Below are 14,903 nucleotides of genomic sequence, written 5' to 3' on the forward strand. Positions count from 1 at the left end.
CGCCGTCGGGGTGGTTAGATCGCTCCGCGCCGGCGCGTCGCCGCCGCGGAAATGGGTCGATCCGCCCTCGGCGGATCGCGTCGGATCAGCCCCGGTGCCGGCCCGGCGGGCGCGACGACTCAGTCGCGCGCGCACGCCCCGGCCGCACCGGGATCCTTCGGAAAGATCGCGGGCACTCCGAGAGCGATGGACGCGTGCAGCAACATGGTTCGCCCGCGAACGTGCGCCGCGCTTTTTCCGCTGTCAAGCGGCGGACGCGTTCCGCGCGCCGCGCCCGCCGTTTCTTGCGCGGCGATCTCGATCCGCGCGTTTGCCAGCTACCTCGCGGTCAGCACCGCGACGTGGAGAAGCGCGACCGCCTCAGCCATGTTGCCAGCCTGGCAAGAAACCTTGCTCAAGGCTTCGGCGCTGATTTGATGCGTCCAACGTTCGAGGGCCACGGACGCAAGCCTGTGCTTTGGTTGTTCGTCATCGCCCTCGTGATCGGCGCTGCTCTTGGCGGCGGGGCTGGCGCTTTTTGGGGGTTTCTGATTGCTGGCGTTATCGTTTTTTTCGTTCGCGCGAACCGGTCCGAGGAAATACCCGCACCTCCGCCAACGCCGAGTTCGTCTCCAAGGAGAACCCCACTGGAACGAGCACCAAACGCGCCCGCTGCACGCAAAAGGCAACGCACGCGCGAACAAATGCGCTGGTTGTCGGCGAATACATCCGTCGATCTCCACGGTTACACGCTGCCGTCGAGCCTGATCTATGTCCAAGGCGGCGCGTGCGACGTCTTCGAACCCTCGGCCATCAACGTCGATCTGGAAGTCCGCTCCCCTGAATCAGCGCTCGGCCTGGAGCTGCCCTATTGGCCGGCCTACGCCTTCATCACGCCGGCGCAACGCGGCGCTTATCTCGAATGGCTCGCCAATGGCCGCCGCGACGCGAATCCCGCGACCCGCAACTTCGGTTATCTCTTTCTGTTTTTCTACGGTCTCGAACGCCGCGTGCTGATCGAGAAGGACTACGCTCCGGAAATCGGCCATGAGATCGCCAACCTCATCACGCTCTACGCGCCACACGGTCGCTCGAAATCGCTGCCTAGCTACTTCTGCCAACTGCTGCATTTCTGGGCGCATCGCCAAGGCGAGTCGCGCTACGCCGAACTCTGGCCTTGGATTCTCGGACTCGAACAGGGCGTCGTCGATGAAGACGAACTGCACCTGATCCTCGGCAATCTCGCCACGCGCGGCGAACGCGTGCCAGACGAAGTCGCCCGTGAAATCGCATATCACGATCCCGACGCCGTGCGCTCGAACGTCACGACGCGGTCGCCCGAAGATTTCCGTCGGATGTTCAGCGAGCGTTTCGCCACGGAGTTTCCGCACGGACTGACGCTCCACCCCGGATCGCGTCCCGTCCGCATCCGTTATCGTCCTGCGAGCGCCGCGCTGCGCGATGCCGCCGATTCCGGCGAACTCGACGCGATCACGCAGTTCGCCGAGATCCCCGCCGCCGAACGCACGCGCTTGGTCGCGCTTTGGAACGAATGTTGCCGCAGCCTCCTGGGTTACATGCGCGCGAAAGCTCGGGCGGTGGGAAAATCCGTCGATCTCGCCACTCTCGCTGCGCTCCCCGCCGAATTGCGTCGATCGGAGGCGGCCGGTCCCGCTGCGCAACTCGCGGAGTTTCTCACCACCGCCGCCAAGGACGGCGACTTCCATTTCAGCACGGCGGCGCCGCTCTTCGCATTTTTCGGCGAGTCCGCACGCGAAACCTACACGCCCACTCAGTCACGAACTCTCGCCACCGCTCTCGAAATCCTCGGCTGGCAGATCGAGCCCGACCCGCGGCACCACAGCTCTTCGCTCGCGGCCGAACAAGAAATCGTGCTCTTCCGCGGCGCAGCCGAATCGCCCTCGCCGGACTTTCTCGGCCATTGCGGCGCCGTGCAACTCGCGGTGTTCATCGCGAGCGCCGACGGCTCCTTCGATCTCCGCGAAAACGAGGTCATCTCACTCCTCGTCGATCAAGCTCCCGTTTCCGCCCCCGAGCGCACCCGTCTGCGCGCTTGGACCGCCCTCCTGAATCGCAACCAGGACAGCGCCCCCGCCAGCGTGACGAAAATCGCCAAAGCTGTGCCCGCGGAAAAAGCGCAAGCGGTGGCACAGATGCTCTGCCGCCTTGCCTCTGCCGACGGCATCGTCACCAAAACCGAAGACCGCGCGCTCCAACGCATCTTCAAGGCTCTCGGACTCTCCGCGGCGCTCCAGGACGAATTCGAACGCTACCTCGCCGGGTTCGACGAGACGCAGGTTTCCACCGCAGAACCCGAGGAACCCCGCGAACCGATTCCTGGCGCGGCGTCGGCAGTGCCGACCTTCACCATCGACCGCGAACGCCTCCGGCAACTCACCGCCGAGACACGCGAAGTCATCCACATTCTCTCCGTCGCGATGGCCGAAGCAGAACCGACCGCCACGCCGGAGCCCGCCAACCCGACGACCGAAATCGCCCCCGCATCGCTCGTCGCGGCCGATATCCCCGCGTGGTGTGCCACGCTCACTCCGATGTATGCACCGCTGCTGATCGGGCTTGTGGCGCGATCAGGGCCGTGGTCCCGCGCCGAATTCAACGCTGCCGCGCGTGCAGCGAACGTGATGCCTGACGCCGCCTATGCCGCCATCAACGAGTGGGCCGACGACACGCTCGGCGACTTCCTCCTCGTCGGCGAAGACCCGATCGAAATCCAACGCGAACTCCTTCCCCATGACGCACGCACTCAAAATCAAACCGCGTGAACGCGACGCCGTTCTCCAGTCTCTCCAAGCCGGCCTCGTGCCTAAGATCGGCCTGCACCTCATCCAAGTCGGCCGCAAGCAGGAGGTCTCCGCGATGCTCAAGGATCTCGAGCGCATCGAAAGCGGCGGTGCCGCGTTCCGCATAATCGTGGGGCGCTTCGGGGCAGGCAAAAGCTTCTTCCTCACCCTCACGCGCAACCTTGCCTTGCAAAAGCGCCTCGTCGTCGCGTCGGCCGACATCACGATGGATCGGCGGCTTCAAGCCTCGGGTGGTCAAGCGCGCTCTCTCTACTCCGAACTCGTGCGCAATCTCGCCACCAAGGCCAAACCAGAGGGCGGCGCGCTCCGCTCCGTTTGCGAAGGCTGGATCGCCAACGTCCAACATGCGGTCAAATCCACCGGCGGCACCGACGAGCAGGTCGCGCAAAAAATTCGTGCTGATCTCCGCGACATCAACGACCTCGTCGGCGGCTATGCCTTCGCCGAAGTGCTCGCGAAATACTACGAAGGATTCGCGGCCGGCAACGACGCCCTCCAGACCGCCGCGCTGCGCTGGCTCCGCGGTGAATATTCCACCAAGACCGAAGCCCGGCAGGATCTCGGCGTCCGAGAGATCGTCGATGACGAGAATTACTACGCGATGCTGAAACTCCTCGCCGCGTTTGTCCGCAAAGCTGGCTATGCTGGTCTCTACGTCTGCCTCGACGAGATGGTCGTGCTCTCTCATCGCCTGCCCAGCTCCCGCGCCCGGCAGACCAACTACGAGACGTTGCTCACCATCCTGAACGATTGCTTTCAGGGCGGCGCCGAGGGCATCGGGTTTCTCCTCGCCGGCACGGACGAGTTTCTCGAAGACCGGCGCCGCGGCCTGTTCAGTTACGAGGCACTGCACTCGCGCCTGGCGGACAACCAATTCGCGACCGGCCGCGTCACCGATCTCGCCGGCCCCGTCATCCGACTTCCGAGCCTGACCGCCGAGGATATGTTCGTGCTCCTCTCGAATATCGTGAACGTCCACGCCAGCGGTGACCCCGCTCGGCGTCTCGTCGGCGATGACGCTATCGAAGCCGTCCTGCACCGCGCCAATGAAGTGCTCGGCGCCGAGTTCTTCAAAACGCCGCGCGATGTCGTCCGCTCTTTCGTCGGCCTGATCAATCTGCTCGAGCAAAACTCTGGCGCCGACTGGCGCGCTCTCATGAAGACCGATTTCATCCGCAAGCCCGCCGCGCCGCTCTCCGCCGAAGAAGCCGTCGCCGCCGGTGAAGTCGCCGCCGAAACCGACGGCGACGATCTCGCGGCGTTCAAGCTCTGAGCCGTGGCCGCGCCGGCCTTCCAGTTGCTGAGCACCGGCGTCCAACAGGCGATCCACCGCCTGCGCTGGACGTCACTGCGTCCGATCCAGACCGCCGCGATTCACACGCTGCTCGAATCCGAAGACGACGCGATCGTCACCGCCCCCACCGCCGGCGGAAAAACCGAGGCCGCGTTCCTGCCGATTCTCTCTCGGCTCGACGAGCAACGCACCCGCGTCGCGATCTACGTCAGCCCCTTGAAGGCGCTGATCAACGATCAATGGCGGCGGCTCGATGCGCTGTGCGCGGATCTCGAGATTCCCATTCGTCGCTGGCACGGCGACGTCTCGGCCACGGAGAAAAAGGCATTTCGCGAACACCCGTCCGGCGTCGTGCTAATAACCCCCGAGTCGCTCGAGTCGAATTTCGTCAACTACGGCCGCGCGCTGCCGCGCATCTACGCGCAAGCCGCCTTCATCGTGATCGACGAACTGCACATGTTCGTCGATGGCGTGCGCGGCATGCACCTGCGCAGCCTCATCGCGAGGCTTTGCGCCGCGGCGGGATGCTCGCCGCGCCTCGTCGGCCTTTCCGCCACTCTCGGCCAACCCACGCTCGCGCAACAATTCCTCCGTCCCGACGCGCCCGAGCGCGTGCGTCTCATCGTCGAAGCGGGCCGGGGCCGCAACATCCGCCTCGGCCTGCGCGCCTATCTCGAACGCCCGCGCCTACAGCAAGGAATCAGACTCGTCCGCCGACTGACGCCCGCCGAAGCCGGCATCGTTGCGCAGAACGTGAGCGGCGATGCCTGGCGATCTGCCGCGCCGATCGCCGATCTCGGCCCGAGCCTCGGTCTGCATCCGCGCGACGCAGACACACTGCCGCGCGACGCCATCGATGACATTGCGGACGACGTCGCCGCGCATTTTCAAGACGGCAAGAATCTCCTCTTCGGCAACAGCCGCCGCACGCTCGAGGAGTTGGCTGACCTTCTCCACGCAAAGGCGCGCGCCGGACAATGGCGACACGATCCGTTTCACGTTCATCATGGATCGCTCGCCCGCAGCGTGCGCGAGGAAGTCGAGGCAACCTTGCGAGAAGCCGCGCTGCCCACCACCGCGCTCTGCACGAGCACGCTCGAACTAGGCATCGACCTCGGCGATGTCCGCACCGTCGGCCAGATCGATCCGCCGTGGAGCGTCGCCGCCGCGATGCAACGCCTCGGCCGCTCCGGTCGGCGCGGCGACGCCGCCCGCATGCGTTTTTACGTGCGCGACGAGACTCCCCGCGTCGATTCGAGTCTGACCGACCTGCTTTACCCGCGCCTGCTGCGCACACTCGCGGTCGTTCGCCTGATGCTGGACCGCTGGGTCGAAGCGCCGGCAACGGAACGTCTCCACCTGAGCACACTCGTCCATCAAATCATGAGCGTGCTGCGCCAGACCGGCGGCATGCCGGCCCACGCTTTGTTCGATCAACTTTGCCGGCGCGGACCGTTTCGCCGCGTGGACCAGCCGCTCTTCGTCCGCGTCCTGCGCGGACTGGCGGCACGCGCCGTGGTCGAGCAAATACCTTCCGGTGAAATCATTCTGGCCCTCCACGGCGAGCGCCTCACCGCCGAGCACGATTTCTACGCCGCTTTCGCCTCGAACGAAGTGTTCACGGTTCGACATGGCGACGAGACCGTCGGCGAAATGCCCGCCGACACCGTCCCGCCGGAGACACAGTGCTTCATCCTCAACGGCCGCCGCTGGCGCGTCGATCAAGTCAGCCCAGCCGAAAAAACCGTGTGGGTCGCACCGACCACCGAACGTGTGCCGCCGCTGTTCGTCGGCGAAGGCGGCGAGATCGACAGCCGCATCTTCGCTGAAATGCGCACCCTGCTGAGTTCCGATGAACTGCCGCCGTTCGCCGACACCGCCGCGCTTCAACTACTCGCAGCCGCCCGCCGCGCGGCCCGCGCGAGCGGTGCTTCGACTTCCGGTATCGTTCCGGCCGGCAAAGTCGTCTTTTGGTATCCTTGGGTTGGCACCAAAATTTTCCGCACCCTGCGACTCCTCCTCGAATGCGCCGGCCACGATCATCACTACGATGAACTTTGTCTAGCCATCGCTGCTCCGAGCGTGAGCTCGTTCCGGGAGATTGTTGTTGGACTGAGCCAAGCGCATTTCTCCGCGGTCGAACTCGCCGCGCGAATGGAGGTGAAATCCTTCGACAAATACGACGAGCTTCTGCTTCCCGACGTCGCCGACGAGATGAACGCCTCCGATCGCATTGATCTGTCCGGCGCACGCGCTGCGATTGATCAGGCTGTGCGCACATCCACGGAGCTTTGGCGTTGAAGTCGCGCTCGTTCCGTCCGGCAATGGCCGCGATGCGCTCCGATACCGCGCTCCCCGCCGGCAGCGAGGTGCTCCTCCTCGAGGACGACGCCGCGCTGCGCAAACGCCTCGCCGCCTACCTCCGCTCGCTCGGCAGCGAGGTCACCGAGGCGGGCGACCTCGCCGCCGCCCGCCGCCTGCTGGCCGACCTGCGCTTCGACTTCGCCGTCGCCGACCTGCACCTGCCCGACGGCGACGTGCTCGAGCTGCTCCGCGCCGGCGCGTTCTCGGAGAACACCGCCGTCGTCGTCATGACCGCGTTCGGCGGCATTCGCGAGGCGGTCGAGGCCATGCGGCTCGGCGCCTGCGACTACCTGGCGAAGCCCTTCGAGTTCGAGCAGCTGCCCGTCGCGCTGCTGCGCGGCCGCAGCCGGCGCGTGGCCGAGCGGCGCGAGGAGCACCGCGACGCGCCGGAGGAGTTCTTCTTCGGCGAGCAGCTCGGCGGCCTGCGCCGCCAGCTCGACTCCATCCTCGCCGCGCTCACCCGGCTGGAGCAGCGGCTGCCGCCGGTGCTGATCGAGGGCGAGACCGGCACCGGCAAGAGCCTGCTCGCGCGCTGGCTGCACGACCGCGGCCCGCGCGCCGCCCGGCCGTTCGTGCGCGTGAACTGCGCGGCGCTGCCCGAGGCGCTCGCCGAGTCGGAGCTCTTCGGCCACGAGCGCGGCGCGTTCACCGACGCGAAGAAGGGCCGGCTCGGCCTCTTCGAGGCGGCCGACGGCGGCACGCTTTTCCTCGACGAGATCGGCTCCCTCCCGCCCGCCACGCAGGCCAAGATCCTCACCGCGATCGACGACGGCCGCATCCGCCGCCTCGGCGCCACCCACGAGCTCGCGGTCGACACCCACGTCATCGCGGCGAACAACCAGCCGCTCGACGGCCTGGTGCGCGCGGGCCGGTTCCGCGAGGACCTGTTCCACCGCCTGCACCTGCTGCACGTCGCGCTGCCGCCGCTGCGCGAGCGCGGCGCCGACATCGTGCCGCTCGCCCGCCACCTGCTGGCCCGCCTGGCCCGGCGCCACCGCCGCGGCGCGGTCGCGTTCTCCGCCGCCGCCGAGCGCGCGCTGGCCGCCCACGGCTGGCCGGGCAACATCCGCGAGCTCTCCCACGAGATCGAGCGGGCCCTGATCTTCGGCCAGGGCCCGACGCTCGACCTCGCCACCCTCAGCGCGCCCGAGCCCGCCCCGGCCGGCGCCGCCGGCGCGCCGGCCTGGCGCAATCCGGCGTGGCGCCTGCCCGAGAGCGGCTTCGCCATCGACGAGGTCGTGGAGGCGCTCGTCGCCGAGGCGCTGCGCGAGACGGACCACAACGTCTCCGCCGCCGCCCGCCGGCTCGGCGTCACGCGCGAGTTCCTGCGCTACCGGCTCGCCGCCCGCCGCCAGCTGCCGCCGCCCGATGGGGGCTGACACCCAATCGTCCGCCGCGGCGCGCGCGGGATTGGGGGACTGCCACCAATCGCCGGCCCGGCCGCACGGCTCGTTTTTTCCGAAAAATTCCGCAAGCTTCTCCCGGGCAACGACGCCGCGCCGCCCGCGCCGGCACGGCACGCTTCTCGCAATGATTCCGGCATGAAACCCATCCCTCGTTTCACCCTGCTGCTTTCCGCCCTCGCCCTCGCCCTCGCCGTCGCCGGCTTCGCCGCCGAGCAGACGAGCAGTTCCTCCGCCCCGGCGTCGTCGGGCACCGTGCAGGAGACCCCGCGCAACTACACCAACAACACGACGACCTACCAGGTCGAGAGCTCCTTCCCGAACTCCGGCTTCTACGGCGACCGGTTCAACGGCGGCTTCAACCACTTCTACACGCCCTTCAACAGCGGCTACTCGACCACCGTCACCGTCCGCCGGCAGATGATCTTCCTGCCCCCCACGCCGCCGGCGCTGGGCGAGGCGGTCCCCGTGACGAAGCCGAGCTCCTCCACGCTCACGGCGATGACGCTGCCGCCGCTCCTGCGCAATTGCATCTACGACACCTTCTACGCGCCGCTCAGCGCGCTGATGTATTCCGAGGATCTCTCGCGCAAGCGCCGCGAGACGCTCGACGGCTACATCGCCGCGCGCCTCCAGGCCGTCGGCGCGCTCCGCGCCAAGCTCGAGTCGCTCGCCGGCGTCGACCCCGACACGCGCGTGCGCGAGCTCACCGCCTTCGCCGGCGTGCAGACGCCGGCGCTCGCCGCGCTCGAGACCACGGCCGACGGCATCCGCGACAACCTCGTCAACGGCTCCTGGCTCCAGAGCGGCGTCGACTGGGACGACCTGCGCCAGTGGCGCCTCGGCGACGACACCCGCTGGGAATCGCAGCTCGACGAGATCAAGGTCATCGTCGGCGCGTCGTTCTTCCAGGACGGCCTCTCCTCGCCGCAGCGCCTCCTCCTCCGCGAGATGGCGATGGAGCTCGCCGACAGTCTGCGCGCCCCCGACGCCGACATCTCGCTCGGCACGCCCGGGCCGTTCTTCTACTTCTCGCCCTTCACCGCGCGCATCCGCCTGCCCGCCGGCCTCCCCGCCGAGCTCGAGGCCAAGATCGACGCCTACCGCACCAAGAAGGCGGCGCTGAAGCACGAGCTGCGCGACGCGCTCTACAAGACCGACCGCGCGTTCTGGGCCAGCACCCGCACCAACGCCCTCAAGGCCCTCGCCACCTCGCAGGCGGCCGAGTTCGCCGCGCTCGAGCAGCTCGCCGAGGAAATCCGCATCGGCCTCGCGCCCTTCCCGAATCCCGCGCGCCCCGCCGCGCTCCCGCTGCCCGCGCCGCTGCTGAAGCGCATCTCCGCCTACATGGTCCAGAAAAACGCCTGGCAGAAGGCGATGGTCGAGCAGCTGAACGCCCTGCGCACCCAGTTCCCCGACGACCGCGTCGAGTTCTCGCGTCTCGACGGCGCGCCGAGCATCCAGATCGTGGCCAGCCGCCGCTCCAAGCCCGAGCTGGCGCAGAAGCGCACCGCCGCCCTCGCCGAGCTCGCGCCGTTCAACGCCAGCCAGCGCAAGGCCTACGACGTCCTCGCCCGCGAGAAGGAACAGCTCACGACCGAGATCCTCTCGATCGCCAGCAGCCTCGCCGGCCGCCAGTCCGCCCGGACCATCGACCAGCAGCTCGCGGTCTTCGACCACGCCCTCCGCCAGCAGGAAAACTGGCTGCGCTACGCCGACTACGAGACCGCCGCGCTCCAGCCCGGCCTCTCGCCCGAACAGCGCCGCCTGCTCTTCGGCGCCGCGCTCGAGAAGCTCGATCTCCCGCTGCTCAACCGCTGAAAACCACCGCGCTGCACGTCCTCCGCCTCCTCACCGCCCGGCCCGGCATCGTCGCGGCCGCGGCGGTGCTCGCGCTGATCGGGGTGTTCACCGCGCTGCTCCTGCCCGCCCGCCACGAGCTGCGCGACGAGATGCAGCGCACGCTCATCGACCGCGCCGGCGCGATGCTCCACCCCATCGTGCTGCAGCGCTTCGCCGCCGCCGCGCCGGGGGCGCCCGACGGCGACAACCTCCGCGCCGTCCTCCGCAGCGCCGAGCAGCCCGGCCTGCTCGCCATGGCGGTCTTCGACGAGCAGGGCGGCCTGGTCCAGGCCGTGCCCGCCTCGCTGCCGTTCATCGACCTCGCCCCGGCCGACTACCTCGAGCTCACGCGCCTCCAGCCCGTCAGCCGCTATCACCCGGATTTCATGCTCCACACCGCCTTCGGGTCGGACGACACGCCGCTCGACAGCTCCCCGGTGCTCGAGGTGATGCTGCCGCTCTACCGCCCGGGCGAGACGCGCCTCGCCGGCGCGGTGCAATACTGGATCGACGCCCGCGCGCTGGCCCAGGACCTGGAGGCGATCGACACCCGCATCGGCGGCCAGACGCGGGCCACGCTCGCCATCGGCGCCGCGCTCGTCGGCCTCGTCGTCGGCCTGTCCTACTGGCGCCTCTCCCGCGCGCAGCGCGAGATCGCGGAGCGCAACGAGCGGCTCATCCGCGCCAACCTCGAGCTCTCGCTCGCCGCCAAGGCCTCCGTGCTCGGCCAGATCACCTCGCACCTGCTCCACGGCCTGCAGGCACCCGTGGCCGGCCTGCGCGCCGTCATGGCCGCGCGCGGCGCCGGCGACGCCAGCGACGACTGGCAGACCGCCGCCGACTACACCGCGCGGCTCCAGCAGATGATCCAGCAGACCGTCGCCATGCTCGGCGAGCGCCAGGCGCACGTCACCTACGAGCTGAGCGGACCGGAATTCGCCAGCCTGCTCCGCGAGCGCCACCGCGCCGCGGCGCACGCCCGCGGCGTCGCCTTCGCGCTCGAGACGGCCGCGGCCGACGGCTCGCTGCCCAGCCACCGCGGCAACCTGCTCGCGCTCGTCGCCGGCAACCTGATCGAGAACGCCATCGAGGCCACGCCCCGCGGCGCCGAGGTGCGCGTGACCGTCGCCACCGACGCCGAGGCCTGGCGCGTGCGCATCGCCGACGCCGGGCGCGGCATCCCGCCCCGCGTGCGCGCGGCGCTCTTCCGCCCCGGCCAGAGCACGAAACCCGGCGGCACCGGCCTCGGCCTGGCCATCAGCCACCTGCTGGCCCGCCAGATCGGCGCCGAGCTCACGCTGCGCGAGACCGGCGAGCGCGGCACGACCTTCGAGGTCGTGCTGCCGCGGCGCGAGGCGGCGGCGTGACGCAGCGTTGCTTTCGGTCCGGCGACGCATATTCGTTCCGGCACGGGCCTTACCACGCATGCCTGCCTCCAAACGTTATTCCGTCCTCGTCGTCGACGACTCGACCCACATCGTGGAGTTTCTCTCCGAGCTGCTGCGGCGCGAAGGCCACTCCGTCGTCAGCGCCAACTCCGGCCGCCAGGCGGCGGCCATCCTCGATTCGGTCGCCGTCGACGTGCTGATCACGGACGTGCTCATGCCCGACGGAGACGGCATCGAGCTGCTCAACCGCGTGCGCCGCGAAGGCCGGCACGTCCCGCGCCTGATCGCGATCTCCGGCGGCGGCCGTTACGTCAACTCGACGAACTGCCTCACCATCGCCGCCGGCGCCGGCGCGCAGGTCTGCCTGCAGAAGCCGTTCACCGACGTCGAGCTGCTCGCCGCCCTCGAGCCGGCGAGCTGACGCTCACGCGGCCGAGAAACGGAATTCCGTGCGCGTCTCGTAGCGCAGGCCCGGCCGCAGGATCGTGGTCGGGAACGCCGGCTGGTTGACCGAGTCGGGGAAGTGCTGCGTCTCGAGGCAGAAGCCGCCGCGGCGGACGATGCGCGCGCCGTTCTTGCCCACGTTGGAGCCGTCGAGGAAGTTGCCGGCGTAGAACTGCACGCCCGGCTCCTCGGTCCACACCTCCATCACCCGGCCGCTGGCCGGCTCGCGCACGCGGGCGGCGAAGGCCAGCTGGCGCGTCGGACCGTCGAGGACGAAGTTATGGTCGTAGCCGCCGGCGAGCTGGAGCTGCTCGTGCGCGGCGTCGATGCGCGCGCCGATGACGTGCGGCGTGGTGAAGTCGAGCGGCGTGCCGCCGACGGAGGCGATCGCGCCGGTCGGGATCATGCCGGCGTTCACCGGCGTGAAGCGCGAGGCGTTGATCGTGAGCTCGTGGTCGAGGATGTCGCCGCGACCCTCGCCCTTGAGGTTGAAGTAGGCGTGCTGGGTGAGCGCGACCGGCGTGGCTTGATCGGTGGTCGCGGCGTATTCGACGCGCAGCGTGTTGTCGTCCGTGAGCGTGTAGCGGACGGTGACGTCGAGGTTGCCCGGGTAGCCCTCCTCGCCGTGCGGGCTGCGGTAGCGCAGCGTGAGCGTGGGCATCTTGGCTTTCAGCTCGGGCGTGGCGGTCCAGAGGACCTTGTCGAAGCCGACCTTGCCGCCGTGCAAGTGGCAGGGGATGCCGCCCGGCGAGTTGTTCGTGGCGAGCGTGTAGTTTTTCCCGTCGAGCGTGAACTTGCCGTGCGCGATGCGATTGCCGACGCGCCCGACGACGCAGCCGAAATACGGCGAGCCCTTCACGTAATCTTCGACGGAGTTGTAGCCGAGCATAACGTCCTCGAGTTTGCCGACGCGATCCGGCACGAGCAGGCGCGTGATGGTGGCGCCGTAATCGGTGATGTCGGCGCGAACACCGTGGGCGTTCACGAGCGTGAAGAGCGTGGCCGCGCGGCCGTCCGGCAGTTTGCCGAACGGGGCGGCGGTGATCGCGGCGGGAGAGGAGGAGCGTTTGGCGGACATGGGGGAAGACAGCGGCGCCGCGATTCTCCCGCACTCGCGCGGAGGGTCAAACGCTAGCGCAGCGCCCGTGCGTCAAGGCGCCGGGACCGCGCCGGCCAAAAAAAGCGCGGCCGCACGGGCCGCGCTGGAAGGAGGAGGTTGGTGTTTTTGAAGAATTAAGAACGCCACCTGCGCCCGAGGGAGGCGATTGTTACATTGAGAATTCAATGCGCCGGAAAAGCGAATAATTGAAACGCCACCTCTGAAGAATCCAATCAAAGCGGTTGGTTTTCCGGTTGTAACCGGGCGCGGCCCAACCACATGGTGAGACTGGGCCGCACGCATGATCGTAATTCTAAGTGATACCCGTTTTGACGCCCATTCCGGCGAAATCAGAAGAGCCCTCGAAGCGAAGTTCGCTGGTCTCCCGATCGAGATCGTTGATTCGAGCCAGCCGCGTTCGTGGACACAGCCAGAAACTTGGAGCGATGCGCTCGTAGTTCCCTTCGACGGCGCGCCTCTCTCATCGGACGGGTTGAGGTTTGTTGAGGCGGCCCAGCGGCGATCCCCGCCTCCGTTCATCCTTCCGGTGGCTACAAGTCCAAGCGCGCGAGTGCCACCCGCGCCGCTTGACGGGATCAAAGCGCTTCCGTTTGACGCCGACGGGTTCGCTCGCGGCTGTGCCCGAATCGGCGCCCGACTCGGGCTGGCGTTACGGAGCCGCGACCACACGATTTTCATCTCTTACCGCGCAGTTGACGGGACCAGCCTTGCCGCCCAATTCGAGAACTACCTGAAATCCGAGGGCTACAAAGTGTGGCGCGATGACGCTCGCGATGATTTCGACGGCCAAACCTCGATTGGTCCGGGCGAACCGGTGCAGCAACAGATTGAAGCAAATCTTTCGCGCGCGGACTTGGTCTTGCTCCTCGACACTCCTCGCGCGTCGGAATCCGAGTGGATCAACATCGAGATCAGCCTCGCGAACGGTAACCTAATCCCCGTTCTTCCCGTCCTTTTCCGTCGCCGAAATGAACGTGTCTTGTGCTCGCGTTTCCGCATGCTCGACACACTGCAGCGCACCGTCGCGCTCGACCTTCCCGGAAGTGACGCGCCGCCGAGCGTCGATCAGAGCTTTTTAGAGTCAGTGCTGACGGAGATGGAGGCGTTCCTGTGCGAAATCTTCCAGCGTCGCCTCTCGCTACCGCTCCAGGTCCGTAACGCGTTCCTCGCGGACAACTACGACTGGAACCAACGAGATCGATTCGTCTACGAAGCCCTGAAAAAATCCCAAGGGCGGCTAGTCCATCGCGTCTTCTCCCACTGCTCGCCATTCGACGGAGTGTATGATCCCGCGCTGCGCACGTTCGTGCAGCATTTCCGTGGCATTGATCCTCGCGCGAATTACGCGCTCTACGTTTACGATGGCCTCGTCATTCCGCCCGCGCAATTACGCCAGATCGAACTCGCGGCCGAACTCGTCAATTCGACGGAAGTGATCTTGCTGCACCATTCCGAGGTTTTGGCTGTCCTAAAAAGCAACTTTGCCAATCGCCCATGATTACCGCTGACAAACCGATCTCACTTCGTGGCCTAGCCGTCGGGTTTTCCGGTGCCGTGCCTGAGCGGAAGTATTGGACCGAAGTCGCGCAGGACCGAAGCATCCTCGAATTCGTCGCACAGCTCGCGGGCCTTACAATTAAATACGGGGGACGCGTGGTGCATGGAGCGCACCCAACATTTACACCGATCCTCCTCCGGCAGGCGGAACTGCAAGGCGCAGGGACCGCCGAACTGGATGTCACCATCTGCATGTCCGCACTGTGGTCGAAAAATCTGCGGTCGTTTGAAAGTGAACGCTTCGCGAAATCCTCGAAGTTCATCGTGGTTCCGCAGGTCGGCGAGGGAGACCCGAGCAACGAAGCGGTTCGAAACGCAAGCCTGACCGCCATGCGGCGAGTGCTGATAAATGAAATGAGCGTCCTCGTCGCTGTCGGCGGAATGCGCCACGAAGGAACGGGGCTCATTCCGGGTGTCGCAGAGGAAGTCGCGCTGGCGCAGAAGCGCGGACTGGCGTGCTTTGTCGTCGGAGGGTTAGGGGGCGAGGCGGCTCAAGTCGCCGAGAAATTCAAACTCGATCCCCACAGTCTGAGGAATGGCCTCTCCCGCGAAAAGAATTCCGAATTGCTCTCGAGCGATAACATCGCGGCCTGCGTCAGCATTGTCTTCGAGCACCTCGCTCAAAACCGGGATCTCTTCGCTCAGCAGCTTCCAGCGCTAGACTGATTT

10 protein-coding genes are annotated in these 14,903 nt (G+C 67.3%); 9 read left to right on the forward strand and 1 reads right to left on the reverse strand.

Going from position 1 to position 14,903, the window contains the following annotated elements:
* Positions 1 to 194 precede the first annotated feature (194 nt).
* The 7 genes from ACMYLB_RS01565 to ACMYLB_RS01595 all read left to right on the forward strand — a co-directional run bounded on the left by ACMYLB_RS01565 (position 195) and on the right by ACMYLB_RS01595 (position 11,534).
* Positions 195 to 2,783, forward strand: a complete 2,589-nt coding sequence (locus ACMYLB_RS01565) for a TerB N-terminal domain-containing protein (protein ID WP_415909234.1) — start codon at positions 195 to 197, stop codon at positions 2,781 to 2,783.
* Positions 2,752 to 4,095, forward strand: a complete 1,344-nt coding sequence (locus ACMYLB_RS01570; RefSeq protein WP_415909235.1) for an ATP-binding protein — start codon at positions 2,752 to 2,754, stop codon at positions 4,093 to 4,095. Before ACMYLB_RS01565 ends, ACMYLB_RS01570 begins: the two co-directional genes overlap by 32 nt.
* Before the next feature lie 3 nt (positions 4,096 to 4,098).
* A complete protein-coding gene (locus tag ACMYLB_RS01575; RefSeq protein ID WP_415909236.1) occupies positions 4,099 to 6,417 on the forward strand; it encodes a DEAD/DEAH box helicase in 2,319 nt (772 codons plus the stop codon).
* 32 nt (positions 6,418 to 6,449) lie between these two features.
* The gene (locus tag ACMYLB_RS01580) at positions 6,450 to 7,859 is read left to right on the forward strand and encodes a sigma-54-dependent transcriptional regulator (protein ID WP_415909237.1); all 1,410 of its coding nucleotides are present in this window, start codon (positions 6,450 to 6,452) and stop codon (positions 7,857 to 7,859) included.
* 162 nt (positions 7,860 to 8,021) lie between these two features.
* Complete coding sequence (locus ACMYLB_RS01585; RefSeq protein ID WP_415909238.1) at positions 8,022 to 9,704, forward strand: hypothetical protein; 1,683 nt, start codon at positions 8,022 to 8,024, stop codon at positions 9,702 to 9,704.
* 65 nt (positions 9,705 to 9,769) lie between these two features.
* Positions 9,770 to 11,092: a sensor histidine kinase gene (locus ACMYLB_RS01590; protein ID WP_415909239.1), complete on the forward strand. Its 1,323-nt coding sequence runs from the start codon at positions 9,770 to 9,772 to the stop codon at positions 11,090 to 11,092.
* 58 nt (positions 11,093 to 11,150) lie between these two features.
* Entirely contained in the window at positions 11,151 to 11,534 is a 384-nt protein-coding gene (locus ACMYLB_RS01595) for a response regulator (protein ID WP_415909240.1), read from the forward strand.
* Positions 11,535 to 11,537: 3 nt separating this feature from the next.
* On the opposite strand, the gene ACMYLB_RS01600 is transcribed toward ACMYLB_RS01595, so the two are convergent.
* The gene (locus ACMYLB_RS01600; RefSeq protein ID WP_415909241.1) at positions 11,538 to 12,635 is read right to left on the reverse strand and encodes an aldose epimerase family protein; all 1,098 of its coding nucleotides are present in this window, start codon (positions 12,633 to 12,635) and stop codon (positions 11,538 to 11,540) included.
* Between the two features lie 322 nt (positions 12,636 to 12,957).
* On the opposite strand from ACMYLB_RS01600, the gene ACMYLB_RS01605 reads away from it, so the two are divergent.
* Positions 12,958 to 14,175 carry a toll/interleukin-1 receptor domain-containing protein gene (locus ACMYLB_RS01605; RefSeq protein WP_415909242.1) on the forward strand — a complete coding sequence of 406 codons (1,218 nt, stop codon included), beginning with the start codon at positions 12,958 to 12,960 and terminating at the stop codon, positions 14,173 to 14,175.
* The gene (locus ACMYLB_RS01610; RefSeq protein WP_415909243.1) at positions 14,172 to 14,900 is read left to right on the forward strand and encodes a hypothetical protein; all 729 of its coding nucleotides are present in this window, start codon (positions 14,172 to 14,174) and stop codon (positions 14,898 to 14,900) included. Before ACMYLB_RS01605 ends, ACMYLB_RS01610 begins: the two co-directional genes overlap by 4 nt.
* The last annotated feature ends 3 nt before the right edge of the window (positions 14,901 to 14,903 follow it).

The organism is Oleiharenicola sp. Vm1 (genome assembly GCF_047777955.1).
Taxonomy (GTDB): domain Bacteria; phylum Verrucomicrobiota; class Verrucomicrobiia; order Opitutales; family Opitutaceae; genus Didemnitutus.